This window comes from Rhodopirellula sp. UH5 (genome assembly GCF_056839225.1).
Map to the genome: position 1 here is coordinate 3,740,815 of NZ_CM166390.1, position 25,047 is coordinate 3,765,861.

Annotated in this window: 18 protein-coding genes; 12 read left to right on the top strand and 6 right to left on the bottom strand. The window is 58.1% G+C overall.

Features of this window, described 5'->3' with window-relative positions:
• Positions 1–71: 71 nt before the first annotated feature.
• Together UH5x_RS13360 and UH5x_RS13365 are read right to left on the bottom strand one after the other, a co-directional pair.
• On the bottom strand, positions 72–1,841 hold the full coding sequence (locus tag UH5x_RS13360) for an ABC transporter permease (RefSeq protein ID WP_047815764.1): 1,770 nt from the start codon (positions 1,839–1,841) through the stop codon (positions 72–74).
• A gap of 152 nt (positions 1,842–1,993) precedes the next feature.
• Entirely contained in the window at positions 1,994–2,590 is a 597-nt protein-coding gene (locus UH5x_RS13365; RefSeq protein WP_047815928.1) for a DUF4416 family protein, read from the bottom strand.
• 315 nt (positions 2,591–2,905) lie between these two features.
• Between UH5x_RS13365 and UH5x_RS13370 the strand changes: the two genes are divergently transcribed.
• The 3 genes from UH5x_RS13370 (at position 2,906) to metX (ending at position 7,324) form a co-directional block, all read left to right on the top strand.
• Entirely contained in the window at positions 2,906–4,021 is a 1,116-nt protein-coding gene (locus tag UH5x_RS13370) for a pyridoxal phosphate-dependent aminotransferase (RefSeq protein WP_047815763.1), read from the top strand.
• A 70-nt stretch (positions 4,022–4,091) separates the two neighbouring features.
• Positions 4,092–5,411: an O-acetylhomoserine aminocarboxypropyltransferase/cysteine synthase family protein gene (locus UH5x_RS13375; RefSeq protein ID WP_047815762.1), complete on the top strand. Its 1,320-nt coding sequence runs from the start codon at positions 4,092–4,094 to the stop codon at positions 5,409–5,411.
• Positions 5,412–5,512: 101 nt separating this feature from the next.
• Entirely contained in the window at positions 5,513–7,324 is a 1,812-nt protein-coding gene (gene metX, locus UH5x_RS13380; RefSeq protein WP_047815761.1) for a homoserine O-acetyltransferase MetX, read from the top strand.
• A gap of 58 nt (positions 7,325–7,382) precedes the next feature.
• On the opposite strand, the gene UH5x_RS13385 is transcribed toward metX, so the two are convergent.
• The 3 genes from UH5x_RS13385 to UH5x_RS13395 all read right to left on the bottom strand — a co-directional run bounded on the left by UH5x_RS13385 (position 7,383) and on the right by UH5x_RS13395 (position 10,314).
• On the bottom strand, positions 7,383–8,558 hold the full coding sequence (locus UH5x_RS13385; RefSeq protein ID WP_047815927.1) for a DUF1559 domain-containing protein: 1,176 nt from the start codon (positions 8,556–8,558) through the stop codon (positions 7,383–7,385).
• A gap of 94 nt (positions 8,559–8,652) precedes the next feature.
• A complete protein-coding gene (locus UH5x_RS13390) occupies positions 8,653–8,838 on the bottom strand; it encodes a hypothetical protein (protein ID WP_236696423.1) in 186 nt (61 codons plus the stop codon).
• A 438-nt stretch (positions 8,839–9,276) separates the two neighbouring features.
• Positions 9,277–10,314: a hypothetical protein gene (locus UH5x_RS13395; RefSeq protein WP_482635922.1), complete on the bottom strand. Its 1,038-nt coding sequence runs from the start codon at positions 10,312–10,314 to the stop codon at positions 9,277–9,279.
• Positions 10,315–10,639: 325 nt separating this feature from the next.
• Between UH5x_RS13395 and UH5x_RS13400 the strand changes: the two genes are divergently transcribed.
• The 6 genes from UH5x_RS13400 to UH5x_RS13425 all read left to right on the top strand — a co-directional run bounded on the left by UH5x_RS13400 (position 10,640) and on the right by UH5x_RS13425 (position 16,821).
• Positions 10,640–11,152, top strand: coding sequence for an acetolactate synthase (locus UH5x_RS13400; protein WP_047815758.1), 513 nt, complete (start codon positions 10,640–10,642; stop codon positions 11,150–11,152).
• 230 nt (positions 11,153–11,382) lie between these two features.
• Complete coding sequence (locus UH5x_RS13405) at positions 11,383–12,438, top strand: ferrochelatase (protein ID WP_482635923.1); 1,056 nt, start codon at positions 11,383–11,385, stop codon at positions 12,436–12,438.
• 109 nt (positions 12,439–12,547) lie between these two features.
• Positions 12,548–12,859: a Dabb family protein gene (locus tag UH5x_RS13410; RefSeq protein ID WP_482635924.1), complete on the top strand. Its 312-nt coding sequence runs from the start codon at positions 12,548–12,550 to the stop codon at positions 12,857–12,859.
• Positions 12,860–12,914: 55 nt separating this feature from the next.
• Positions 12,915–13,511, top strand: coding sequence for a peroxiredoxin (locus UH5x_RS13415; protein WP_047815755.1), 597 nt, complete (start codon positions 12,915–12,917; stop codon positions 13,509–13,511).
• Between the two features lie 22 nt (positions 13,512–13,533).
• Positions 13,534–14,241 carry a hypothetical protein gene (locus UH5x_RS13420; protein ID WP_482635925.1) on the top strand — a complete coding sequence of 236 codons (708 nt, stop codon included), beginning with the start codon at positions 13,534–13,536 and terminating at the stop codon, positions 14,239–14,241.
• A 120-nt stretch (positions 14,242–14,361) separates the two neighbouring features.
• Positions 14,362–16,821: a YidC/Oxa1 family insertase periplasmic-domain containing protein gene (locus UH5x_RS13425; RefSeq protein WP_047815753.1), complete on the top strand. Its 2,460-nt coding sequence runs from the start codon at positions 14,362–14,364 to the stop codon at positions 16,819–16,821.
• Positions 16,822–18,724: 1,903 nt separating this feature from the next.
• Here UH5x_RS13425 and UH5x_RS13430 read toward each other — a convergent pair.
• Positions 18,725–19,459: a CAP domain-containing protein gene (locus UH5x_RS13430; protein WP_482635926.1), complete on the bottom strand. Its 735-nt coding sequence runs from the start codon at positions 19,457–19,459 to the stop codon at positions 18,725–18,727.
• 237 nt (positions 19,460–19,696) lie between these two features.
• Here UH5x_RS13430 and UH5x_RS13435 point away from each other — a divergent pair, with 237 nt between their 5' ends.
• The 3 genes from UH5x_RS13435 to UH5x_RS13445 all read left to right on the top strand — a co-directional run bounded on the left by UH5x_RS13435 (position 19,697) and on the right by UH5x_RS13445 (position 24,853).
• Positions 19,697–20,437 (top strand): dienelactone hydrolase family protein, encoded by a 741-nt coding sequence (locus tag UH5x_RS13435; protein ID WP_047817063.1) that lies wholly within the window; start codon positions 19,697–19,699, stop codon positions 20,435–20,437.
• A 198-nt stretch (positions 20,438–20,635) separates the two neighbouring features.
• Positions 20,636–22,414: an aspartate--tRNA ligase gene (gene aspS, locus UH5x_RS13440; RefSeq protein ID WP_482635927.1), complete on the top strand. Its 1,779-nt coding sequence runs from the start codon at positions 20,636–20,638 to the stop codon at positions 22,412–22,414.
• Between the two features lie 249 nt (positions 22,415–22,663).
• Positions 22,664–24,853 (top strand): amino acid permease, encoded by a 2,190-nt coding sequence (locus UH5x_RS13445; RefSeq protein ID WP_482635928.1) that lies wholly within the window; start codon positions 22,664–22,666, stop codon positions 24,851–24,853.
• Positions 24,854–25,047 lie beyond the last annotated feature (194 nt).

Here is a 25,047-nt window from a genome sequence, read left to right on the forward strand (position 1 = left end):
TGCGATCGACGATCCGTCACGACCGGTCACCGTTTTTCTCAAACCAGCTTCCAATGCAACAGACGCGGCAATCAAGCCAAATCGCGATCTTCAAACAACAACATCGCCACCATCCAAATGGCAATGACAAACACCACAAGATAGTTGAAAGCGGCCGCCAAGTAGATCAGAGGGATCGCATTTCCTGCGTCCACCGCCGCCTGAACGTTGAATGAGTTCAGATTGGGGACCACCACCGCTATCAATTTACCAACAAATCCGACCAATTCCGTGTTCTCTCTCGCCGACGCAACCAACGGACTGAGCAGGTTGCCGACCACGTAGATCGCAAAACACGTGATGAAGTTTGCCAGCAGCGGCAAACGGGTTGCCAATGCGACCGCGATTCCACCAATCGCCATTGTTTCCATGAAATACAGGCCCAAGATCGGCAATGTCGTGATGATCTCTTCATGGCCGACTTGCCACGGAGGCTGCTGTTGACTGGTTTCTCGAGCGTCATAAATCGGCTTGTAAGACATCACCACCAACAAGACCGCTGCCAGTATCACGAACAGCACCAACACGGCCAACATGATTCCGGTGTACTTGCCCAAGATGAACGAACGTCGACTCACCGGTTTGCTGAGCACGGTCAATGCGGTTCGGCCGTCAATTTCGTCGCTGACAGATGTTCCGGCACTCCACACGGCGAGCAACATGCCCAATACCATGATCATGGTCACACCGCTGTCTTTGAGCAGTCGAATGTCATCGCCCAGCGTGTTGAATGGGAAGATCCCAAACAGCAACACCGCGAAGATCCCGATCGCCAACAGCAACAGGTACAACGGCTGAGCCATCTCGTTCTTGGCGGTCGACAGAGCCAACGCCCAAACCCGAGGAGCCGCTTGCCGCAGCGCCATGAATCCGGTCAGCGTCAAAAAGAATGCAATCGCAGAGAACACGATCGACGACGCTTGCGGAATCTGCGGCAAGTTCTTGAACGTGAAGACCACACGAGCCGGGTCGATTTCTTGGTTGTAGATGTGCAGCTTGGACGGGTCACCCGGAATCGGTGGCTGCTCACGGTCTTCGTATTTGTAGGTCACCGCTTCGGTGCTGCCCGGGTTCAACTCGATGGGAGCACGGCTGAAGGCTTCGGCTTTGTCGGAATCGGCCAGGAAAACTCGCTTGTCACTTTCGATTCGCAGTTCCGCGACGTTGCGGAAGTTGTAAGTGATCTCCGCTGGCAGGAACTCAGGAATGTCCGGGTCAGACGAGGGAGCGATGGTCGCGACTTCGACCACGGTGCCGTCACCGACCAAGTTCACCGCGGGAACGCTCTCGAGAATCGCCATCGGGTTTTCGACAAACGGCGTCGATCCCAAACCGATCACGGCGAACACACCCAGCGTGCTCAAGATGTACGGGATGACACCTTCGCCCAGAATCGACATCCACTCGGATCGAGTTCGATGCCACATTCCGTAGATCAACCCAAACCCCAAAATCATGCCCAAGGTCACCAGGGGCAGATACAGGAGCTGGCCATTCTCACCGCCTTGGGGCACGTAGAAGTAGCACAACACGGCCGAGAAAATCGCACCGGCGACCAGCGACAGCGTGACGCCACGCTTGGGGTCGTCTGCCAAATTCCCCAACCCCGGCACAAACGACAGGGCACTCAAAACGCCGTGGACCACCGCGGTCACCAACGCCCCGAGCAGCAACCCAATCGACAGAACCCAAAGGGGGGTGACGAACACGGGCAGCCACTTGCCGACCTGGGCAACTGGAAACAAACCCGATTCAACGCCAGCAAAATCGGAGAACAGTGAAATAGCGGACCCAGCAATCATGCTTGGCGACTCGTGTCGAGAAAAGGACGGAAAGAACCTTCGGTCAGGCTGCTACGCGAGGCCAACCCGTTTGGTTTGCAGCCAGAACACGGATTCGGCGGATTTGTTTGCCTGTGCGATCGCCAGGATCTCACCGGCCGACGAAACGAGCCTCAGGAGCCAGTCACGGACTTCGCACCGGGGGTTTTCTTGACCCCAACACGAAAACCGCCGGTCGCCTTCAAATGCTGACGCAACCGCCCTCGGCATGCCGCCGCAAATTGGGCCACGGTTTCAATGCGATAATCCGGGTAGCTCCATCGGTGATGAACCCAACGGCCACCAACATAGTTCAAGGTGACCTCGGCAAAGATCCCGTCTCGCAGATAAATCCGGTGATCGCGATCCTTGATCGTCGCCAGCACTAACTTGGCCTGGCTGACGTACCCGGGATCCAAATTCAACGGCCGAGGCTCGGGATGCCGGCCCAGCGAAGCGTATTCGGCTTCCCAATCGTTGGTGACGTTTTTCCAGTCCGCCAACCCAGCCGGATCGGCGAATTCGGCGATTCCGATCAATTCCTTGGTCAAACCATCGCCCATTTCAGGCTTGTAAAACCCTCCTGCTTCGAACGAACTGGGCGTGCCTTGCTCACCGAGTTCACCCCAGCGTTCGGCCAACCGCTGCTTCGCCCACTGGCGAGCCTCTTCGTGTCGCGAAATCACGGCGCAAAAACGGACCACAGGCTCGATCAATCGAATTTCGCTCATCCCGTTTTCAACATCCTTCCTAGCACGATTTTTCCTTTGCGCTTCACCAACCGCCCGCAACGGACCCTCTGATAATCCCGGGCGGGCCATCCCAAATCTTGGGCAGGGCAGGGCGGCGGTGTCAATCGACGGAGCTCGAGACTCAAACACGGACTACCGAAACCCGAGGTGAATGATATCCTGATCCGCGAAACGAGCGTGATTTGCTTGAGTAGCGAAACTCGTCAAGAGTTTCGACTTCCTTGACGAAGTCCCGAAAGTCTCGACGACTTCCGCTACGGTGCCCCAACCCTCAATCACTGACAACGAGTCACCATGCATCCTTGGATCGCGGATCGAACGGCCTCCTTTGATAGCAGCGGAATTCGAAAAGTTTTCGATCTGGCTGCGAAACTGAAAGACCCGATCAACTTGTCGATCGGGCAACCGGACTTTGACGTCCCCGAAGAAATCCAAGACGCCACCATCGACGCGATTCGCTCGGGCAAAAACGCCTACTCGCCAACCCAGGGCATCGCTCCGCTGCGAGAAAGGCTGCTGGCGGAGGTCAACGCCAAGTACCCCGGGCAAAACCGAGACGTGTTCATCAGCAGCGGGACATCGGGCGGCTTGGTGCTGTCAATGCTGTCGATGATCAACCCCGGCGACGAGGTCATCTTCCTGGACCCGTACTTCGTGATGTACCCGGCCCTCGTCAGTCTGTGCGGCGGAATCCCTGTCACGATCGACTCCTACCCCGATTTCCGCTTGGACCCAGCCAAGATCGAAGCGGCGATCACCCCCCAAACCAAGATGATCCTGGTCAACAGCCCGGCCAACCCGACCGGGGTGACCGCTTCGGAGCAAGACCTGCGGGACGTCGGCGAATTGGCGGCCAAGCACAACATCGCATTGCTTTCCGACGAGATTTACAGCCGATTCTTCTACGACGGCGATTTTGCATCGCCCGCGGCGACCAACCCCGAGACGATCGTGATTGACGGTTTCAGCAAATCGCATGCGATGACAGGCTGGCGAGTGGGTTACGTCCACGGGCCGCCTGAAATCATCGCGACGATGCTCAAGATCCAACAGTATTCGTTTGTCTGCTCGCCGCAGCCCGCCCAGTGGGGAGCCCTGCGAGCGATGGAAGTCTCGCTGGACGGCCATATCGATGACTACCGCCGAAAACGCGATTTCATGGTCGAACAATTGTCCCCGCACTTTGAATTGACCAGCCCTGGGGGCGCTTTCTACCTGTTTCCGAAAGCCCCGGGAAACGAGGGCGGGACAGCGTTTGTCGAACGCGCCATCGCCGATGGCTTGCTGATCATTCCTGGCAAGATTTTCAGCCAACACGATTCCCACTTCCGAATCAGCTTCGCGGCCAGCGATGACACGCTGCGTCGAGGTGCCGAAAAGCTGATCAAGCTGGCTGGCGACAATCGCTGAACGATTTGTTAGCCTGCTGCGTCTTTGCCGCTGAAATCCCCTTCCTAGTCCCCCACGATCGAGTTTTTGCATGTCCGCCGATCCGACTCAAAATCATCGCCTGGCGACCCGAGCTCTTCACGCCGGACAAGTCGCTGACCCCACGACCAAAAGCCGCGCGGTGCCGATCTACGCCACCACCAGCTACCAATTCGACAGCACGGATCACGCAGCCGCCCTGTTTGGCTTGGCGGAATTCGGCAACATCTACAGTCGCTTGATGAACCCCACGGTCGATGTGCTGGAAAAACGCATCGCAGCGATGGACGGCGGTGCCACGGGACTGTGCTTCGCATCGGGACAAGCCGCGATCACCGCGGCGGTTCTGGCGATCGCTCACAGCGGCCAAAACATCATCAGCAGCACGTCGCTGTATGGCGGCACCTGGACGCTGTTCACGCAAACGCTGAAGAACCTCGGCATCGAAGTTCGCTTCTTCGATCCCGATCACCCCGAAAAGATCCACGAACTGGTCGATGAGAACACGCGACTGGTTTACATGGAGAGCATCGGCAACCCCAGAAACGATGTGCCCGATTTCAAAGCCATCGCGGACGCCGCCCACTCGGCACCTCACGGCGCAATCCCTCTGCTGTGTGACAACACCGTGATGACGCCCTACTTGCTGCGTCCGATCGAGCACGGCATCGACATCGTGATCTACAGCACAACCAAGTTCCTGGGTGGCCACGGCACGCACATCGGTGGCTGCATCGTCGACAGCGGCAACTTCAAATGGGCCGACCAACCCGAAAAGTGGCCTGAGTTCTGTGCCCCCAGCCCTTCCTACCACGGTGCGGTTTTCGAAGAACACCTGCGTGGCATGGGCAACATCGCCTACAACGTCCACATCCGCACGCACTGGTTGCGTGACACGGGGGCAGCGATGAGCCCCTTCGCTGCGTTCCTGTTCTTGCAAGGCATCGAAACCCTTCACCTTCGCATGCCGCGTCACTGCGAAAACGCGATGAAAGTGGCTGAGTTCCTGGAAGCTCACGACGCCGTGGAATGGGTCAACTACCCCGGCCTGAAATCGCACACGCATCATGCGATGGCAGAGAAATACCTCCCCAACGGCAAAGGTGCCATCCTCGGGTTTGGTATCAAAGGCGGCATGGAAGCGGGCAAGAAGTTCATCAACGCTTGCCAACTTTGCTCGCATCTGGCCAACATCGGCGATGCAAAAACGCTGGTCATTCACCCCGCCAGCACCACGCACCAGCAACTCACCGAAGACGAGCAACGACGCGCCGGTGTCAGCCCCGAGTACGTCCGGGTTTCGGTGGGCATCGAAGACATCGACGATATCCTCGATGACCTCAAACAGGCTCTGGCCGTTGCGACCGCGTAACCGCAGAAGCATTCGAAACGTTGCCTCCGAAACATTCCATCTCCCGCGAAAAAGCTTCCGGGAGATCGTTTCGGAAAGCACGAATCGAGAGCCAAACTTCCATGGGTGAGCTTTCCAACGAGGACCTGTCGAGCACCGACGATGTGCGGACCGACGCTCCTTTGACGCATGCCAAGTACGTGACGTTTGATCAACCGCTGACACTCGAACGCGGCGGCGAACTTCCCGAGGTTCGATGCTGCTTTGAGACCTGGGGCAGGCTGAACGCCGAAGCATCCAATGCGATTCTGGTCTGCCATGCCGTCTCAGGTGACTCCCATGCGGCACGTCACAATCAAGACGACGAACCGGGTTGGTGGGATGGCTTGATCGGCCCCGGTTTGCCCCTGGACACCGATCGATTCTTCGTCGTCTGCCCGAACGTCTTGGGAGGCTGCCGCGGCAGCACCGGCCCCGGCGACGCGGACCCCACCTCGCCTGATGGCAAACCCTACGGAGCCAACTTCCCCCGGATCACCATCGGCGACATCGTCGAAGTTCAAAAGCGATTGGCGGACCACCTGGGAATCCAACAATGGCGGGCCGTGGTTGGCGGTTCCCTGGGCGGTCATCAAGTCTTGCAATGGATCAATCGCTACCCGGACGCGGCGAAAACCTGCATCGCCATCGCGACCTCCCCACGACTGAACAGCCAAGCACTCGGGTTTGATGTCATCGCTCGCAATGCGATCCAAACCGACCCACACTACGCCGACGGCCAGTACTACAACCAAGCCCAACGCCCCGACACAGGACTCGCGATCGCGAGAATGCTCGGTCACATCACGTACCTGTCGGTCGAAGCGATGGAAGCCAAATTCGATCCCGACCGTCATGACCCACGGCAGATTGCCTCGCAATTTGAACAACGTTTCAGCATTGGCTCTTACTTGGCCCATCAAGGCCAGAAGTTCACAACACGCTTCGATGCCAACAGCTACGTGACACTGTCGATGGCGATGGACCTATTCGACCTTGGCGGCACGCGATTGAAGCTCATGGAAACGTTTGACGAAGCATCCTGTGATTTCTTGCTCATCAGTTTCAGCAGCGATTGGTTGTTCCCACCCGCTCAATCCCGCGAGGTCGTCAACGCGCTGACGGCACTCGACAAACGTGTCACCTACGCCGAGATCACCACCAACGCGGGGCACGATGCCTTCCTGATCGCAAAAGACATCGCGACCTACGGACCGCTGGTTCGCGAACGATTGCGAGACCCGGAAACACGTCCCGAGGTCCCCTCGGAGACCAGGCTGAGCGTGGACGAAGAATCCATCTTGGAAATCATCCCCACGGGAGCCAGCGTGCTGGACCTCGGCTGTGGCAACGGCCAATTGCTCGCCGCGATTCGCGACCGGCACGTTGAACCGGGACAGCGACTGATGGGCGTCGAGGTGGCTCAAGAGAACCTGTTGTCGACCGCGATGCGAGGCATCGATGTGATCGACTACGACCTGAACAACGGACTGCCCGCCTTCATCGACAACCAGTTCGATTACGTGGTGCTCAACGCGACACTGCAAGCGGTCGAGAACGTTGTCGAATTGCTGGACGAGATGCTACGAGTCGGCCGACACGCGATCATCAGCTTCCCCAACTTTGCCTATCGCCAACTCAGAGATCACTACGTGACACATGGGCGATCGCCCAAAGCCCCGGGCGAGTTTGATTTCGATTGGCACAACACGCCCAACCGACGCTTCCCCACGATCGCCGACGTTCGTGACCTGCTGGGCCAACTGAACGTCGTGATCGATCAGGAAGTCTTCTGGGACGTTGACCAGGGTCAACGCATTGAACCCGACAACGATCCCAATCTGAATGCCGACACCGCGGTGATCGCTTTTCACCGCGAGAGCCAACCGACCTGAGCGACCAACGTCGCTCAAAGTCTCAAACGACCAACAAGAAGTCTCGCACAGCCAGAACTCAGAATTCTGCGTCGATGATTTCTTTCGCGGCGCGAGTGCCCAAGGCTCCCCAGACGCCGAACGGTGATGGCGAACCAGGGGTCAAGAATCCGCCACCGTGTCGCACCTGAGCGCTGTTGCTGTTGCCGGCTTCGATCGAGTCCGTGATGAACTTGACCGCACCGTCGCACATCAGGACATGCACGCCACCTTGGTGACGACTGCTGGGCGTGACATCGCCTTCCCGTTCCTGGTTGCCTTGGAAACACAACTCATCGTTAGGAGCCAGGACAGTGACGAAGCCCGTGTACAACGGGCGAGCGAGTGCCCATTTAAAACCGCGACGCTGCTCTGAATCTCCGGTGAATGGTGTGGAACCATCGTTCCGCCAGAACTGAGGGCGGTCCACGTCGATGTACTGCCGACACGACAACGCGTTGTTTTCACGCCAAACCTCAACAGGGCTGTCCACTGCGTGAGAGCGAGTGTCGTAGTCACCCAAGTCGGTGATGATTTCGCCCATTGCAATGGTGTTGGACAGACCATCCAAGATCCCGCGGAACTTGGTTTGCGTCCGGGGAATGAAAGCCCCGCGACAGGCCGTTTGTTGATAGATCCGCAAACCGCGACTGTTACCCAAGTCGGTGGTGTCACCAACGTCGCACAACGTTCCCGAGTCACCGAGGCACACGGCATAGTTCGTACGACCGTGAGCGGGCAAGCCAACGCCGGGATCACTGGGGCAACGAAAGGTAGGAATGTTGGTCAGCCACGGATCATAAGGAACAGCAGCGTGGGCAGCCAATTGACGATTGGGCCAAGGCCCCATCGCCTGGAAACCGGAAGCCGTTGGGTTGCTGATCACTTCCCACAATCCTTGCTGCTCGACGAACGGCAACATGCCTACCAAAACAGACAAATCCGATCGGTTTCCGCCGGGCGGGTTGATCCCGTTGTCCGTTGGATAATCGGTGTAGGTCCCTGAACCGTGCTTCGGCATCGCGTTGTAAGCCGAGTGATAGTTGTGAATTGCCAAACCAAGTTGCTTGAAGTTGTTGCTGCAACTCATTCGGCGAGCGGCTTCACGAGCAGCCTGGACGGCCGGTAAAAGCAAACCGACCAAAACGCCAATGATGGCGATCACCACCAGCAACTCCACCAACGTGAAGCCCTGATGCTTTCTGGAAGCATTCATAGAAAATTCCTTCTTCGAAAAAAGAGCGATCAAAAAGTGCATGAGAGGCGGTCTCGCCAGCGAGAACGCACCACCCGGATGTCAAATCAAAACATCAGGGCTTGGATGGATCCGATGCAGGAACTTCGTCCTTCGGCTCCTTCAGCTCGGGGTTGTCATTCAAGAACTGAGTCAACTCGTCGGTCGACGTCGCTGCTGGTTTCGATTCGGTGCAACCACTGATTGCAGCCACGCACACCAACGCAGCCAAACCGAGCATTTTAAAGTGACAAAACTTCATAGAAATGACTCCATAGAATTAAGATCGATCGTGACATTAGCAGATCGGGAAACTTCTTTTTTCATTTGGCCACGTGACCACCCGGCAGATTGAAACCGCGTGATTGGGACAAAGAGCGAAATGCGGGTAACGCGCAGGAATCATGCTCAACGCACGCGTTAAGTCAATCGCTTTTCACATTAGCATGCAAATATGACACATTCCCCGGCCTATTTCACCACCCAAACCTATAGATTTTTCGGGAAGATTGCCCTCGCTTGCGGGGCCGCAGCGGACGAGAGCCGCGCGATCGCCAGTGGAACTTACGTGCCGAAAACACGCTCGATCCCCCGCGCGGCCCCCGCAAGGGACAACAAGACACCGCAATCGACCTCTATAGACAGACCACTCGCCTTAGAGTTGGTGCACTGGTTTGCGGCGAACGGAACACAATCCTGATCAGCTCTGCTTTTGATCAGCGATCAGGATGACTCGGTCGCCAATTTTGACTGGCACCCCTGTGACGGTGACTTTTTCTCCTTCGCTCGGTTTCTTTGCCTCCGAGGCGAGTCCCATGTCGACGGTCATCATTTTGTCGTTCTTGGTTTTCAACTTGACGACCAAATGCTCTTGCCCGCGAACCGTGGCCGTCTTGGTTGACTGAACCTCACCCGTGTAGCGACTGCCGGATCGTTCCACCTTGTACATCTTACGAGTCGGTGTATCGAGCGCCGTCGCGACCAAGACCTCTTTACTGCCTCGTTTGGCCATCGGTCCGTAAAACGTGGCCTGATCGCCTTCGAAGATTTGCAGACTGGTTGTTTGTTCACCAAGGTCCACCCAGAGCGTCTTCCCACCCTTCGTTCTGACCTCCATCATGAACGTGTGCTCGCCGGCCCGTTGAATCAACTTGCGGTCGAGAACGGTCCCGGTCAGCTTGTGCCGCGTCCCACTAAGCCCCTCCTTCACCGATTGAGCGATTTGCGACGGAGCGACTGCGTTCTCGGCAGTGTGACCGAGCTCGGAGTAGTCGTAATCCTCAAACATGCCATCGTTGTCTTTGTCGTCGTAGGTGACGTAGGCATCGTTCAAGTCATCCCCGTCGCGATCGATGTAACGAGTGGATCGTTCATATTTCCCGTCCTGGTCACGATCCTCGTAGGTCACATAACTTTCGTTGTAGTCCTCCCCATAGAAAGCAGAGGCAGGAATCACCGGGTCGTCGTTGTCGGAGTCATTGCTCGTGCGTGCGTCCTCATAGGAGAACACCTCATCGTCCCAGCGTCCGATGGCCTCGTCCGTCGGGTTGTAGTCGTTTCCGTCAAACCATTCCGAGATGTCGTACCAGGCATCGTCTTCGACTTTGCTGCCGCGGTCCTCCGGATCAAAGTCTCCCGTTTGCCCCATCGCGACTGGCGTGCAGGCAAGCGGGAAAGAAACGGCAGCGGTCGCGACCAAAGAACGAAGCAGGGGTTGTTGGCGATGGAGGAATTTCATGGGGGAACCTTTTGTTGGTGATGTTGAGTGCCCGCGACTGCCGCGGACATAGAAAAGCACCACTCAAGGGAGGCAAACGGTGCGCCAGCCCACCCGCTTAAGGCTGCACGGCAGACCTCAGGCGATTGCACCACCCGATTTGGCACCACTAAGGACGCCCAGCGATCATTTCGCTTCGTCGCCGAAATCCAATTCGCACCCGAAAATGCTTGCATCCATGCGGTACCCTGCATCAAATCGCGAAACCAGACGGTTTGCCGTGCGATGAACCGACCGGTAGACTCCGGCGATTACGCCTTTTTGCCGCTAACAAGAGATTGCGAGCATGAGCTTTGGAGCCGGTGCCGACACGCAATTCGAAACCATGCACGGTCGCGAATTCCCCGCGATCCGTCAGTTCACCATTTTTCTCGAGAACCGAGTCGGGCAATTGCTCGAAGTCGTGCGTCGATTCGAGGGGACTGGGATTCGAATTGTGGCCCTGTCAATCAATGATGCCGCAGAATGTGCGTTCGTTCGTTTCCTGATCAGCGATGCGGACCGCGGTCGCGAAATTCTGGAACGCGCTGGACTGGCCATCATCGAATCCGACTTGGTCGGCGTCGAACTTCCTGAAGGCCCCCAACCGTTGCTCCGAGTTTGCACGGCGCTGCTGCAAGCCGAATTGAATATCATTCAGGCTTACCCATTGTTCGTGCGTCCACACGGCAAACCCGCGGTCGCGATCATGGTGGAAAACATCGACTTGGCGATGAAAACGCTCAGCGAAAAAGGCTTTCGGATCATCACCGAAGACGACCTCGATGCGGACAACCTCCCGCCTCAAGACATCTACTGAGTCGGTTTGCCTTGGCTTCAACAACCAGCCGCCGCCGTTAGTCCACGGTGGAGTTGACACTTCGTCTTAATGGCCTGCCGCCCGACAGTTGGTTGATCACTCCGTACGATGGCCTTCCAAGGCCATCGAAACCAATGCCGGCGACTTTCCAAGGCCATCAGAATCAGGGTCGACGGCCTTGGAAGGCCATCGCACATCTCGTCCAACCGCCGCCTTCGTGACTTCCCAACATGAGTGAACTGCCTCCCTACGATTCGTTTTTACTAGTGTCCTTTGGCGGCCCCGAAGGCCAGGACGACGTGATTCCGTTCTTGGAAAACGTTTTGCGAGGCAAGAATGTGCCGCGTGAACGCATGATGGAAGTGGTGGAGCACTACCGACACTTCGGCGGCGTCAGCCCGATCAACGAGCAAAACCGTCAGCTCATCGCGGCCCTGCAAGAACGCTTTGACGCCAACGGAATTGACCTGCCGATTTACTGGGGCAACCGCAACTGGGACCCGGCCTTTGCGGACACTCTTCGCCAGATGAAGGCAGACGGCAAGCAAAGATCGTTGGCGTTCTTCACCAGCATGTTCAGCAGCTACAGCGGATGTCGCCAGTACCGCGAAAACATCATCCAGGCTCGTGAAGAGGTCGGCGAGGGCGCCCCGTTGGTCGAAAAGGTTCGGATGGGATTCAACCATCCAGGATTCATCGCGGCGGTGTCGGACAACCTTTCCAAAGCGGCCCAGACAATCGGTGTTTCACCGGCGGAGACCAAGGTGCTGTTCACCGCGCACAGCATCCCGATGGGAATGGCAGACAACTGCGATTACGAAAAACAGCTGCGTGAATCATGCCGTCTGGTTGCCAATGCCTGCGGTGCGACGGACTGGGACCTGGTCTACCAAAGCCGCAGTGGCCCGCCCTCGCAACCGTGGTTGGAACCAGACGTCTTGGACGCAATCGTCGAGATGGACGAAGCACAGAAACTGAACACGCTGGTGATTTTGCCGATTGGTTTCGTCAGCGACCACATGGAAGTGCTGTTCGATTTGGACGAAGAAGCCGCTCAGCTCTGCCAGCAGCGTGGGATCAAAATGGCGCGAGCCTCGTCGGTGGGGACGCACCCTGACTTTGTCGAAATGATCTGCGGCTTGGTCCAAGAACGCCTGGGCGTTTCGAACGAAAAACCCGCTCTGGGTGACCTGGGGGCTTGGCATGATGTGTGCCCGCAGGATTGCTGCCAGTACACCCCACGGCGACCTCCTGTTGGCGGCGGGCGACCGGTTCAAGCCAATTGATGCGGCGGCTAGAATCACCGACGAGCCATCTTGATTTCGGCCACGCCGGCTTCGTCGTCCTGTCCACGAAGCAGCGTTTCTGACCTTTTTCCGATCCTTCGTGAGCACCATGTCTCGACTCGCCCATCAAGTCTTCTTCACGACCAAAGACCGCAGCGACGAAACCATCAACACGCTGCTGGACGATTGTCAAACCTACCTGAACGACCACCCCGGGTTGGTGGACTTTGCCGTGGGTCGCTGCGAGCCTGACTACGACCGCCCGGTCAACATGGACTACGACGTGGCCCTGCACACCGTTTTCGAAAACCGTGCCGCCCACGATGCTTACCAAACCGCCCCCCGGCACTTGGAATTCATCGAGCGTCAAAAACCCAACTGGGCCGAAGTTCGCGTCTTCGATTCGAACCTTCGCGACTGATCCCGATCTCCATTCACCAACACGTTTCACTCTTTTTTAGAAAGCAAGCTTCACCATGAGTGTTTTGGTCACCCAAAAAGCCCCTGACTTCACCGCCACCGCCGTCATGCCCGATGGCACGTTCAAAGACGACTTCAAGTTGTCGGACTACGAGGGCAAGTACGTCCTGCTGTTCTTCTGGCCACTCGACTTCACCTTCGTTTGCCCAACCGAAATCATCGCGTTCAGCGACCGAGCCAAAGAGTTCGAAGCCCTCGGCGTGAACATCATCGGTGTCTCGATTGACAGCCACTTCACGCACTTGGCATGGACCAACACGCCTCGCAACGAAGGCGGCATCGGCAAGACGGATTACCCCTTGGTCGCCGATTTGAACAAACAAATCTCGCGTGACTACGACGTGCTGCTCGACGGCGGTGTCGCTCTGCGTGGACTGTTCTTGATCGACCAAAAGGGCTTCGTGCGTCACCAAGTCGTCAACGACCTGCCACTCGGTCGCAGCGTCGACGAAGCCATGCGAATGGTCAAAGCCCTTCAGTACTTTGAAACCAACGGCGAAGTCTGCCCTGCCAACTGGCAAGAAGGCTCGCGTACAATCAAAGCTGACGTGGAAGGCAGCAAAGAGTTCTTCGACGCCGAATACAAGAGCTAAGCAAACAAACGAGCTGATCCCCATGTGGCAATTTCAAGATTTTGCGGCCCCAACACCTGGTGCCGCCCGCGACCAAAGCGCCGGCCAGTGCTACACAGCGCACTGGAATGCGGATGGTCACGATTGGGTTTGCCACACCGCGGGAGGTTCCAATGGAATCAGCTTCGGTGACCCCGACGGTTCGTTGCATGTCAGCCTGTTGCCGGTGGGAGACGACACGCTTCCCGTCGCCGCGGAACAATCGATCCGCGGTGATGTTTGGAATGTGACTCTCCCACAGGGCGACAGCCAGTATTCGTTGCGACTGGCTTTGCGCGTGATCGAAGCCACCGAAACCCGTTTGGTGATCGAGCCCACGCTGTCGATTCAAACCCTGCTGCTCGATACCCATCCAACCTTGGATCTCACGGCCCTGGGTGATTGTGGGGCAATCTTTGATGAAGGCGACACGCTGGGCGACGGCAGCCCGCCGATCTCGACCGTGAAGTTGCATGGCGAAACGGGCTCGATTGCGGTGCTTCTGGCCCCCACCGATGCCCCCTTCACGACCGATCTTCGTCGCGAAGGGCACCTGCAACTGCGACTGTTTGGCGAATTCCTTGAAAAAGGTGTGATCCGCAAGGCTCGCCCCTGGATTGTGCTGGATCGTTCCAAACAGGGGATTTCCGAGTCCGAACTGCAGGCTTATCTGAAACGATTGGGCGAAACGCCGCTGCCTTTGACGGCATGAGGCCGCGTTTTTGAGCCTCTCGGCTGCTCCACGCAAGGAGTTTGGCTTTTCAAGAACGCGTCGGGCGGCAAGAATAGCGGGCTTCCTCACCCGCCTCCCTTCTGATTGGCCGACATTTCTGTGGAACGCCGACTCTTTTCGTTCATCCTCTCGTCGATGGCGTTTTTCCTGATCTACATGTCCCTCCGGACCATGTTCGCGCCACCACTGCCCCCCGAGGAAGACGTGGTCGCCGAAATCGATGGCGAAACCGTCGAGTCAGCGGAGGACTTGGTGGCTGACACGGACCCGGATGCGCCCGGCGACAGTGAACAGGCCCCGGAGGATGCCGACGCGATCACTCGCCCCGAATCGCCGACCTGGTCAACGCTCGGTTCGATGGACGCGGCCAGTGGCTATGTGATGCTGGTCACCCTGAACAGTCGCGGCGGTGGCATTGAACGGATCGAACTGACCGAACGAAAAGAAAACGGTCGCCTGAAGTATCGACGCGTCGACGTCCGCTCCGGTTACCTCGGTTATTTGGCCGCGGACCCCGCCGCCACCGACCTTGGCATCCGAGTCAACGTGGTCGGCCCCGGCACGCCAGCTGATCTGGCAACCGCCTCGAGCGTGCCAGGCGGACTGAAGCCGGGCGATATCATCACCGGTTTCAACGACACCAACGTCAACAACCTGTCGATGCTTCGGGAAGCGATGCTGGAAACCAAACCGGGCGAAGACGCCACGGTCACGGTTCTGCGAAACGAAAAACCGATTGAATTCAAAACCACCTTGTCCGAGCATCCCTTGGACCTGGTCCGCTTGGCCGAGCACGGCGGCGATGACGAGGTCGAAGGCAACCTCTCTCGACTGTCGTGCTTGCTGACCGTGGGCCGCGTGGGACGACGCGAAATTCAATCGGGCGAGAAAACCATCGAGGGAATGGTCGACACGGGCGATCTGATCTGGGACGCCTCTCAGAACGGCGACCAAGTTTCCTACCAACTGCAACTGTCCGATTCCGAGATGAAGCCGGCCTCAGGCAAATCGGTGGGGCTGCAACGAACTTACTCGCTGAAGCCAGACAGCTACTCATTGGACATGGATGTTCAAATCGACAACCGTGCCGAGGAAGCTCAAGAACTGGCTTACCGAATCGAAGGTGCCAACGGCATCACGCTGGAAGGTTGGTGGTACAGCAACAAGATCAGTCCCAACTGGGGCGGTTCCGCCGCTCGCGATGTCGTCTACAAGACCACCGCAGAAGGCCACGAACTGGTCTCGGGATACGCGTTGCTGAAACGAGCCAAGAATGAATCCGAAGCAAACGACCAAACGTTGTTTGCCCCCGACTCCGCTCCACCAGCTCGCGACCTGAGCTACATCGGCGTCGACGCACAGTACTTCACTGTCGCGATGTTGCCCCCGGAAGGCCAAGCCTCACTGCAAACCTTCCGTCGCGCTGCCGCGAATATCATCGCCGACCCCAATGCCGTCCCAGACAACAAAGAACGCGCGGTCAACGCCAGCTTCTACCTCGACAGCGCCATCGCCGATGTGCCCCCGGGATCCTCCCTGAAACAATCGCTGCGATTGTTCGCGGGCCCGAAACAACCCGACGTGATGGAAGCCTACGGCTTGGGTGATTGCATCTATTACGGTTGGTTCTCGTTTGTCGCCAAACCTCTTGGCGGCCTGCTGCACCTGTTCTCCAACGTCGGCAACTACGCGTTGGCAATCGTGCTGCTGACGTTGTGCGTACGAGGCCTGATGTTCCCGCTTTCGCGAAAAGCGGCGATCAATGCGCAACGCATGCAAGAGCTGGCCCCTGAACTGAAGAAGATCGCCGAGAAGCACAAAGACGACATGGAGGCTCGCGTCCGAGCCCAACGGGAACTGCAGCAACGCGTCGGCTTCAATCCGATGGCAGGCTGTGCCCCGATGTTCCTGCAGTTGCCAATCTTCATCGGCCTGTACCGAACCCTGTCGGTGGACATCGAACTGCGACAAGCCGCGTTTGCTTCCTGGACAACCTGGGCGTCGAACCTGGCCGCTCCCGACATGATGTACTACTGGGGCGACTGGATGTGGGACTACTTGGCCGGCCGCGGCACCGGTTGGTTGGGACCGTACTTCAACATCCTTCCGATGATCGTGGTCTCGCTGTTCCTGGCCCAGCAAAAGATGTTCATGCCACCGGCAACGGATGAACAAACCGCGATGACGCAAAAGATGATGAACTACATGACCTTGGTCATGGGTCTGTTCTTCTTCCGCGTGCCAGCTGGACTGTGCATCTACTTCATCACCAGCAGTCTGTGGGGCATCGGCGAACGAGTCTTGGTCAAAAAGACACTTCCGTCCAAGCCTCACTTTGACCCGGCGACACTGCAGGGTGGCGGCACAGTCGATGGCAAAGTCAACGATTCCGCGGGCGCCAATGGAAAGAAAAATTCCGACAGCAAACCGAAAACGATGGCCGATCGACTCCGCGAGCGATTGGGAACGCCGGAAGTAGAAGCTGCCCCGTTGCCCAAGGACCGCAAACGACCACCCTCCGGGAAGTCCGGCAAACCCGGCAACAAAAAACGCCGCTAGCGGGCTGTTGACTGAGTCGACTTCCAATTGTTTGGGCGTTTGCCTGGGCCGCTAAATGCTTGCTATTGGCGTCCTGATAGCGAAGAGGAGAGAACGAGGCCAGAGTAGAACAGTTGTCTCAACTGTTCCGTCGAGCAGCCCTCAAAGGCCAGGCCTCATCGCCACCCAACCCACTTCCAAACGTCCGCGTCATGCGACGCGACGACAGCAACGACGGCCCCATCCGGGGCGACCTTTTGTACTTGCGTCCAATGTCTCGGGGCTTCCGCCCCGAGCTAACCAAGTCGGCCCCGTCCGGGGCGAGGAGAACGAGGCCAGAGTAGAACAGTTGTCTCAACTGTTCCGTCGAGCAGCCCTCAAAGGCCAGGCCTCATCGCAACCAAGCCCACTGCCAAACGTTCGCGTCACGCGACGCGACGACAGCAACGACGGCCTCATCCGGGGCGACCTTTTGTACTTGCGTCCAATGTCTCGGGGCTTCCGCCCCGAGCTAACCAAGTCGGCCCCGTCCGGGGCGAGGAGAACGAGGCCAGAGTAGAACAGTTGTCTCAACTGTTCCGTCGAGCAGCCCTCAAAGGCCAGGCCTCATCGCAACATAGCCCACTTCCAACCGTTCGCGTCATGTGACTCGACGACAGCAACGACGGCCCCACCCGGGGCGACCTTTTGTACTTGCGTCCAATGTCTCGGGGCTTCCGCCCCGAGCTAACCAAGTCGGCCCCGTCCGGGGCGAGGAGAACGAGGCCAGAGTAGAACAGTTGTCTCAACTGTTCCGTCGGGCAGCCCTCAAAGGCCAAGCCTCATCGCAACCCAAGCCCACTTCCAACCGTCCGCGTCATGCGACGCGACGACAGCAACGACGGCCCCATCCGGGGCGACCTTTTGTACTTGCGTCCAATGTCTCGGGGCTTCCGCCCCGAACTAACCAAGTCGGCCCCCGTCCGGGGCGAGGAGAACGAGGCCAGAGTAGAACAGTTGTCTCAACTGTTCCGTCAAGCAGCCCTCAAAGGCCGGGCCTCATCGCAACATAGCCCACTTCCAACCGTTCGCGTCATGTGACTCGACGACAGCAACGACGGCCCCACCCGGGGCGACCTTTTGTACTTGCGTCCAATGTCTCGGGGCTTCCGCCCCGAGCTAACCAAGTCGGCCCCGTCCGGGGCGAGGAGAACGAGGCCAGAGTAGAACAGTTGTCTCAACTGTTCCGTCGAGCAGCCCTCAACGGCCGGGCCTCGTCGCAACCAAGCCCACTGCCAACCGTCCGCGTCATGCGACGCGACGACAGCAACGACGGCCCCATCCGGGGCGACCTTTTGTACTTGCGTCCAATGTCTCGGGGCTTCCGCCCCGAACTAACCAAGTCGGCCCCGTCCGGGGCGAGGAGAGCGATGCCAGAGTAGAACAGTTGTCTCAACTGTTCCGTCGAGCAGCCCTCAAAGGCCAGGCCTCATCGCAACCAAGCCCACTTCCAAACGTTCGCGTCACGCGACGCGACGACAGCAACGACGGCCTCATCCGGGGCGACCTTTTGTACTTGCGTCCAATGTCTCGGGGCTTCCGCCCCGAGCTAACCAAGTCGGCCCCGTCCGGGGCGAGGAGAGCGAAGCCAGGGTAGAACAGTTGTCTCAACTGTTCCGTCGGGCAGCCCTCAAAGGTCGGGCCTCATCGCCACCCAACCCACTGCCAACCGTCCGCGTCATGCGACGCGACGACAGCAACGACGGCCCCATCCGGGGCGACCTTTTGTACTTGCGTCCAATGTCTCGGGGCTTCCGCCCCGAACTAACCAAGTCGGCCCCGTCCGGGGCGAGGAGAGCGAAGCCGATGAATCTCGACCACAACGCGGTGAGGGCGGATGCGCCGATTGCTTGGAACGACGATCGGGGCAGGGCAGGGCGGAGATTCACTCCGCCACCTCCCAACCTTCCTCGGTCAAAACCAGCTCCGACGACTGGTCCACCGTCTTCGCATCCAAGCCATCGATTCGGAACGTGGTTGGAAAGCAGCGTTTCATGCTTACGGTCGTCCGTGGCGGCATCTCGATTTCATCGACACTTTCATTGGTCTCGATCGACAGAGTCTGGGCTTTGCCCGATTGATTCAGCACCGAGATCTCGATCTGGGCTGACTTGGGCCGACCAAACAGGTGAACCGCGTAGTAAGTCGTTTGATCCTTCGTCGCGACAGCGGCACCTGTTTGCGTGACATGTTGCGCCACAATGTTCTCATGATGCGGCGGCGAACCGAGCCATCCCGGAACAAAGATGTCAACCAAACTCTCCGCGGTGACTTCCCCCGTGTTCGTGCGATAGGCAATGTTCTCTCTCACGACGCAGTACTGATATCCCGCCGCCTCGGCACGCTCGGCCGGGGTCTTGCCATCGGCCTGGTGACCGTACTTGCCCGATTCAGCCATGAACCCCGCAAACTTCTTCGCGGTTGCTTGCAGTTCCTCGTTCACTTCCAACCGCCCCAGCTTCTTTTTGTCACGGTAATCGTTGATTTGTTTGACGATCGCCTTTTCAACTTGAACGGTCATCTGGCCGTCCTCTTCGGAATCAACAGCGACCGCCGTCGACTCCTCCTGAGCCATCAGCGGACTGACAAACAAACATCCCAGGATCAACCATCCACGCACAGCACCACTCCTCGTCGAGAAACCAAACCGCCCGACAAGCGACCTGCACCCGTTGGCCCACTCTCGCTCGTCGTCGAAAAAACCAATGCAATCGCCATGCCCATTCCAGAACGACGTTGCCTGAAACGTTCCACGATTCACCACCATCGTCACCAAACTGGTAAAACGTCTCGCCATCCTGGTCACCGGCGCCCCTTCGGTTTGCCCTCCACTGATTTGACACGGCACGAACTCAACATGCGAATCCAAGCCCCCACCCACGTTGATCTCGACACGCCCACCGGTCCGATGCGGACCCATCTGTTTCGCCCAGACGGCCCCGGTCGTTATCCCGGTGTGATCCTCTACAGCGAGATCTACCAGATGACGGCGCCGATCGCTCGGACGGCCGCGGTGTTGGCGGGGCACGGCCTGCTGGTCGCCGTCCCCGATGTCTACCACGAGTACACCGAACTGGGCGAAGCGTTCGCGTATGACAAAGAGGGCACCGACCGAGGCAACCAACTGAAAGTTGAAAAAGCAATCGCGGCCTACGACGCGGATGCTCGATCGGTGATCGACTTCTTCGGCCAGGACGAAGGCTGCACCGGGCAAGTCGGCACGGTGGGCATTTGCCTGGGAGGCCACCTCGCCTTCCGAGCAGCAATGAACGAGGAGGTCAAAGCGGGCGTGTGCTTTTACGCCACCGACATCCACAAACGCAGCCTTGGCAAAGGCATGCACGACGACAGCCTCGATCGCATCCCGGAAATCCAAGCCGAGATGATGATGATCTGGGGACGTCAGGACCCACACATCCCCGCCGAAGGCCGCCGGTTGATCTACGATGCGCTGACGGCCGCCGGAGTCAGTTTTTCCTGGCACGAAGTCAATGGCGAACACGCCTTCATGCGAGACGAAGGCCATCGCTACGATCCAGAACTTGCCTTGCTGCTGAACAGCATGGCTTGCCAGCACCTCAATCGCCACTTGCGATAGCGGCAAAAAAGCAATTCCCCGGGCGAATGTCGATCACGACTTCCCAAACCAGGGGCCAGCCAGAAAATTGTCCCACTTACGAATGGGCCACGATCGCGTATCCTTTGTGGTTCGTTTTCGCGAATTTTGGAACCGTCGCTCAGCAACTGATCAGCGGCTCCGTTGCATCCATCCCCTCGAACCCTTTGATTTCGACCCGTGTTACGAACTCACACCTGCGGCGCGCTTCGCAAATCTGACGTTGGCTCCCCCGTGACCCTGTGCGGATGGGTGGACAGTAAACGAGACCACGGCGGAGCGGTTTTCATTGACTTGCGGGATCGATATGGGCTGACCCAGGTCGTCATCGGACCACCCGAAGCGGGCGAATCGCTGATCAAACAGGCCGGCCATGTGCCCAACGAGAGTGTGGTTCTGATCCGCGGTGTCGTCGCCGATCGCCTGGAAGGCAAAACCAACGCGAAACTGGAGACCGGCGAAATCGAAGTTCGCAGCGAACACTTCGAAATCCTTTCGGCCTCGGAAACACCTCCCTTCACCCCCGGCCAGGCCGACTTGCCGGGCGAAGACTTGCGTCTGAAGTACCGCTTCCTGGACCTTCGTCGCAAAGAAATGCAGCAGGCGCTGATCCGTCGCAGCGAAATCATCAAGTGCATGCGAGACTACTTCGCCGAGCACGATTTCATCGACGTCGAAACACCGATCCTCGGCCGCAGCACGCCGGAGGGAGCTCGCGATTACCTGGTCCCCAGCCGCGTGCATCCGAGCAACTTCTACGCCTTGCCTCAATCGCCGCAGCTCTACAAACAAATCTTGATGGTCGCCGGTTTCGACCGCTACATCCAAGTCGCCAAGTGCTTCCGCGACGAAGACTTGCGAGCCGATCGCCAACCCGAGTTCACGCAACTCGACTTGGAAATGTCCTTCGTCGACTCGGAAGACATCATCGGCTTGATCGACGGCCTGGTCGCCAAAACGGCAAAACAGGTTCTGGGCAAAGACATTTCGCTGCCCCTGCCTCGCATGACCTACGCGGAAGCCATGCGTCGCTTCGGCTCGGACGCACCCGATTTGCGTTTTGGTTTGGAAATCGTCGATGTCACTTCGGTGGCTGCCAAGACCGACTTCCGAGTCTTCCGCGGGACCGCCGACGCGGGCAACTTCGTTCGGGGCATCAACGTCAAAGACGCCGCCCTCAAGTTCTCGCGACGCCAAATCGATGAGTTGACCACGTTTGTGCAACAGGACTTCGGTGCCAAGGGCTTGGCTTGGTTCCGCGTCGAAGATGACGGGACACTTTGGAGCCCAATTGCGAAGAACTTTGAGCCAGAACACTTGGCTGAAATCAAAGATCTGATGGGCGGCGAACCCGGTGACTTGCTGATGTTCCTGGCCGACACCTGGGAAGTCACCTGCAAGGGTCTGTCGGGTCTTCGCAAGCGACTGGCCGTGGAACTGAAACTCTTCGAAGAAGGCATGCTCAACTGCAGTTGGGTGACCGAGTTCCCCATGTTTGAAAAAGACGAAGAGGCCGGTCGCTACGTCGCGATGCACCACCCCTTCACCGCTCCTCTCGAAGAAGACCTGCCACTGCTGACAGAGTCGCCTGAGAAGTGCCGTGCCCAAGCTTATGACTTGGTCATCAACGGATCGGAAGCAGGCGGCGGAACGATCCGGATTCACGACAGCAAGGTTCAATCGCAAGTGTTTGAATTGCTTGGCATGGACGAAGAAACCGCTCGCGATCGTTTCGGCTTCTTGCTCGACGCGCTGCGATTCGGTGCACCTCCACACGGCGGGATCGCTTTGGGCGTCGATCGTTGGGTGATGCTGTTCGCTGGTTTGGAAAACATCCGCGAAGTGATCGCGTTCCCCAAAACGCAAAAGGCCGCCGACATGATGACCGGCGCTCCTGGCGAAGTGGACGCGGATCAACTCAACGAACTGCATCTGCGAACCGTTTCCGTTAAAACTTGATGGAAGCCACCGACTCAAGTAGCGAAACTCGTCAAGAGTTTCGTTTTGCACACGTAGCGAAACTCGTCAAGAGTTTCGTTTTGCACACGTAGCGAAACTCGTCAAGAGTTTCGTTTTGCACACGTAGCGAAACTCGTCAAGAGTTTCGTTTTGCAAGTTGAGTCGCCGAAAGTCTTGACGACTTTCGCCACGAATTGATCTTCGTTTCCATCGCTGGAATGCATCATCGCTGCCACTCGTCATCTCGGTTTGTTCGGAGCCACCAGCGTCGGAGTCGGCGCGATCGTTGGCGGCGGGATCCTTGCGTTGGCCGGTGTCGCATTCGCCACCACGGGGCCGTCCGCGATTTTGGCGTTTGGACTCAACGGCGTCATCGCTGTCTTGACGGCACTGAGCTTCGCGGAGATGGCGTCGAAGTTCCCTGAGTCAGGCGGGACCTACACCTTCAGCCGCAAAGTTCTCTCGGTCGAATCCGCTTTCACGGTGGGCTGGGTCGTTTGGTTCGCTTCGATCGTCGCTGCGGTTCTCTACGCGATCGGCTTTGGCAGTTTTGCGACGCTCTTGATGAGCGAACTTTACTCCACCCAGGGTTCCGTTCCCTCTTGGCTGGGAGAACCCTGGAGCGTCCCTGCTGTTTCCATCGCCACAACCGTTGGGATCGGCGCGATGATGACGTTTCGATCGTCCGGTGGTGGTGCCTGGATCAACGTCGCCAAAGTCGCGGTCTTTTCCGTTTTGATTGTCGGCGGCTTCTGGGCTTTGAGCGAACAATCGGTGCTCAAGACCACGCAGGAACTGCGTCCATTCCTAGCCTCCGGTTGGGGCGGGCTGATCCAGGCGATGGGATACAGCTTCATCGCACTTCAAGGGTTTGACTTGATCGCGGCGGTCGGCGGCGAAGTTCGCGAACCGGCCAAGAACATCCCGCGAGCGATGCTGCTGTCGCTGGTGATCGCGTTGCTGATCTATTTGCCACTGCTGTTTGTGCTTACCACGGTGGGCACCGACAGTTCCCAAAACATTCGTGAACTGGCAGCGTCGGATCCCGAGGCCGTTGTCGCGCTTGCCGCAAAGCATTACCTCGGCACCTCAGGTTACTGGTTGGTGTTGATCGCGGCGGTTCTTTCGATGTTCTCGGCGCTGCAGGCCAACCTGTTTGCCGCCTCACGAATCGCGTTGGCGATGTCGCGTGACAACACGTTGCCAGCAGCCCTCAGTCGTCTCGCTTCAGGATCGAATTCGCCCTGGGTTTCGGTGCTGGTCACGATTGCACTGGTTTGTTTGTTGATCCAGATCCTGCCCAATCTCGCGGCCGCAGGTGCCGCCTCCAGCCTGATCTTTTTGGTGACGTTTGCGATCGCCCATTGGCTGTCCATCCTGGTGCGACAACGCTGCGTCATTGCTCCGCCGCCGTTTCGAGTCCCTGGCTATCCCTTTGTGCCCGTGGTGGGCGGCGCGGCTTGCTTGGCACTGGCTGTGTTCCAAGGGATTGCGGTTCCCGAAGCCGGAATCATTGCGGTCATGTGGTTGGCTCTGGGCGGATTGTTGTTCCTGTCTCTGTTCGCTCGGCGAGCCCGATTGACGGATGTGTCCAACATCGCCAGTCATCCCGAACTCTCCCGACTGCGTGGCAACTCCCCTTTGGTGCTGGTTCCCATCGCCAACCCCAACAACGCTCGCGCGATGATCGCGCTGGCCGACACCTTGGTCCCCGCCGCGCTCGGTCGCGTGCTGGTTCAAACCGTGGTGGTGGCTCCTCCGGACTGGGACCCGGTTGCCAACCATCGCCCTTCGGCACAGCTTCATTCGGTGATGAACGAGATCCTGCACGCCTCATCCAGCCTCGGTGTTCGCTGCGAAACGTTGACCACCGTTTCCCCCGAACCGATGCAAGAAATTGCCCGGGTGGCGGACCTGCACCAATGCCAATCCGTGCTGCTGGGACTGAGCGAAATCACAGCGGAAGCTCGCGACACGCCGCTCGAAGGTTTGCTCGGACAACTCTCCAGTGACGTCGTTGTCTTGCGAGCGCCCAAGGATTGGCAACTCGATCAGAGCCAGCAGATCCTTGTGCCCGTCGGCGGACGAGGCGGCCACGATTACTTGCTCACGCGATTGCTCAGCAGCCTCTCTCGCGAGCAACAACGGCAAGTCAAATTTCTGCGAGTGATCCCCACCGACACGCTCCGCAGCGATCAAAAACGAATCCGCAAAGAACTGGACCGAACGACGCGAGCGAACGCGGGTCGAGTCTGCGAACGCGAGATTGTGATCAGCAACGATCCAATCAAAACTATCGTCGATCGGGCCGGCGAAGCGGGTCTGATCATCCTGGGTGCTCAACGACTGGGACCACGGCGAAAGCTATTCGGCAACTTCACTCGAAAAGTCGCCCTGGAATCCAACTGCCCCGTGATCATCATCAGCCGCCGCGGCTAAGGAACGAAAGAGCCTACAAAGTCGCTGGCTCCTGACGTGCCATGCCCCCTTGGTTTTCCAAACAAACACTTGACTTATCCTCGCCCCCCCTAACTTTGAGCAGTAGAGATCTGTGGCGGTTATCTCACCAACCATTTGGTTGGACCAAACAAGTGTTTTCTTGAATTGTTTGTAAGGGGTGTCCGCTGTGCTTG

Bases quoted from the DNA above. Each gene is read 5' to 3' on its own strand.
- UH5x_RS13435 (WP_047817063.1), top strand. From the start codon at position 19,697: ATGCGAATCCAAGCCCCCACCCACGTTGATCTCGACACGCCCACCGGT.
- UH5x_RS13385 (WP_047815927.1), bottom strand. From the start codon at position 8,558: ATGAATGCTTCCAGAAAGCATCAGGGCTTCACGTTGGTGGAGTTGCTG.
- UH5x_RS13390 (WP_236696423.1), bottom strand. From the start codon at position 8,838: ATGAAGTTTTGTCACTTTAAAATGCTCGGTTTGGCTGCGTTGGTGTGC.
- UH5x_RS13400 (WP_047815758.1), top strand. From the start codon at position 10,640: ATGAGCTTTGGAGCCGGTGCCGACACGCAATTCGAAACCATGCACGGT.
- UH5x_RS13420 (WP_482635925.1), top strand. From the start codon at position 13,534: ATGTGGCAATTTCAAGATTTTGCGGCCCCAACACCTGGTGCCGCCCGC.
- UH5x_RS13395 (WP_482635922.1), bottom strand. From the start codon at position 10,314: ATGAAATTCCTCCATCGCCAACAACCCCTGCTTCGTTCTTTGGTCGCG.
- metX (WP_047815761.1), top strand. From the start codon at position 5,513: ATGGGTGAGCTTTCCAACGAGGACCTGTCGAGCACCGACGATGTGCGG.
- UH5x_RS13415 (WP_047815755.1), top strand. From the start codon at position 12,915: ATGAGTGTTTTGGTCACCCAAAAAGCCCCTGACTTCACCGCCACCGCC.
- UH5x_RS13375 (WP_047815762.1), top strand. From the start codon at position 4,092: ATGTCCGCCGATCCGACTCAAAATCATCGCCTGGCGACCCGAGCTCTT.
- UH5x_RS13365 (WP_047815928.1), bottom strand. From the start codon at position 2,590: ATGAGCGAAATTCGATTGATCGAGCCTGTGGTCCGTTTTTGCGCCGTG.
- UH5x_RS13405 (WP_482635923.1), top strand. From the start codon at position 11,383: ATGAGTGAACTGCCTCCCTACGATTCGTTTTTACTAGTGTCCTTTGGC.
- UH5x_RS13370 (WP_047815763.1), top strand. From the start codon at position 2,906: ATGCATCCTTGGATCGCGGATCGAACGGCCTCCTTTGATAGCAGCGGA.
- UH5x_RS13360 (WP_047815764.1), bottom strand. From the start codon at position 1,841: ATGATTGCTGGGTCCGCTATTTCACTGTTCTCCGATTTTGCTGGCGTT.
- UH5x_RS13410 (WP_482635924.1), top strand. From the start codon at position 12,548: ATGTCTCGACTCGCCCATCAAGTCTTCTTCACGACCAAAGACCGCAGC.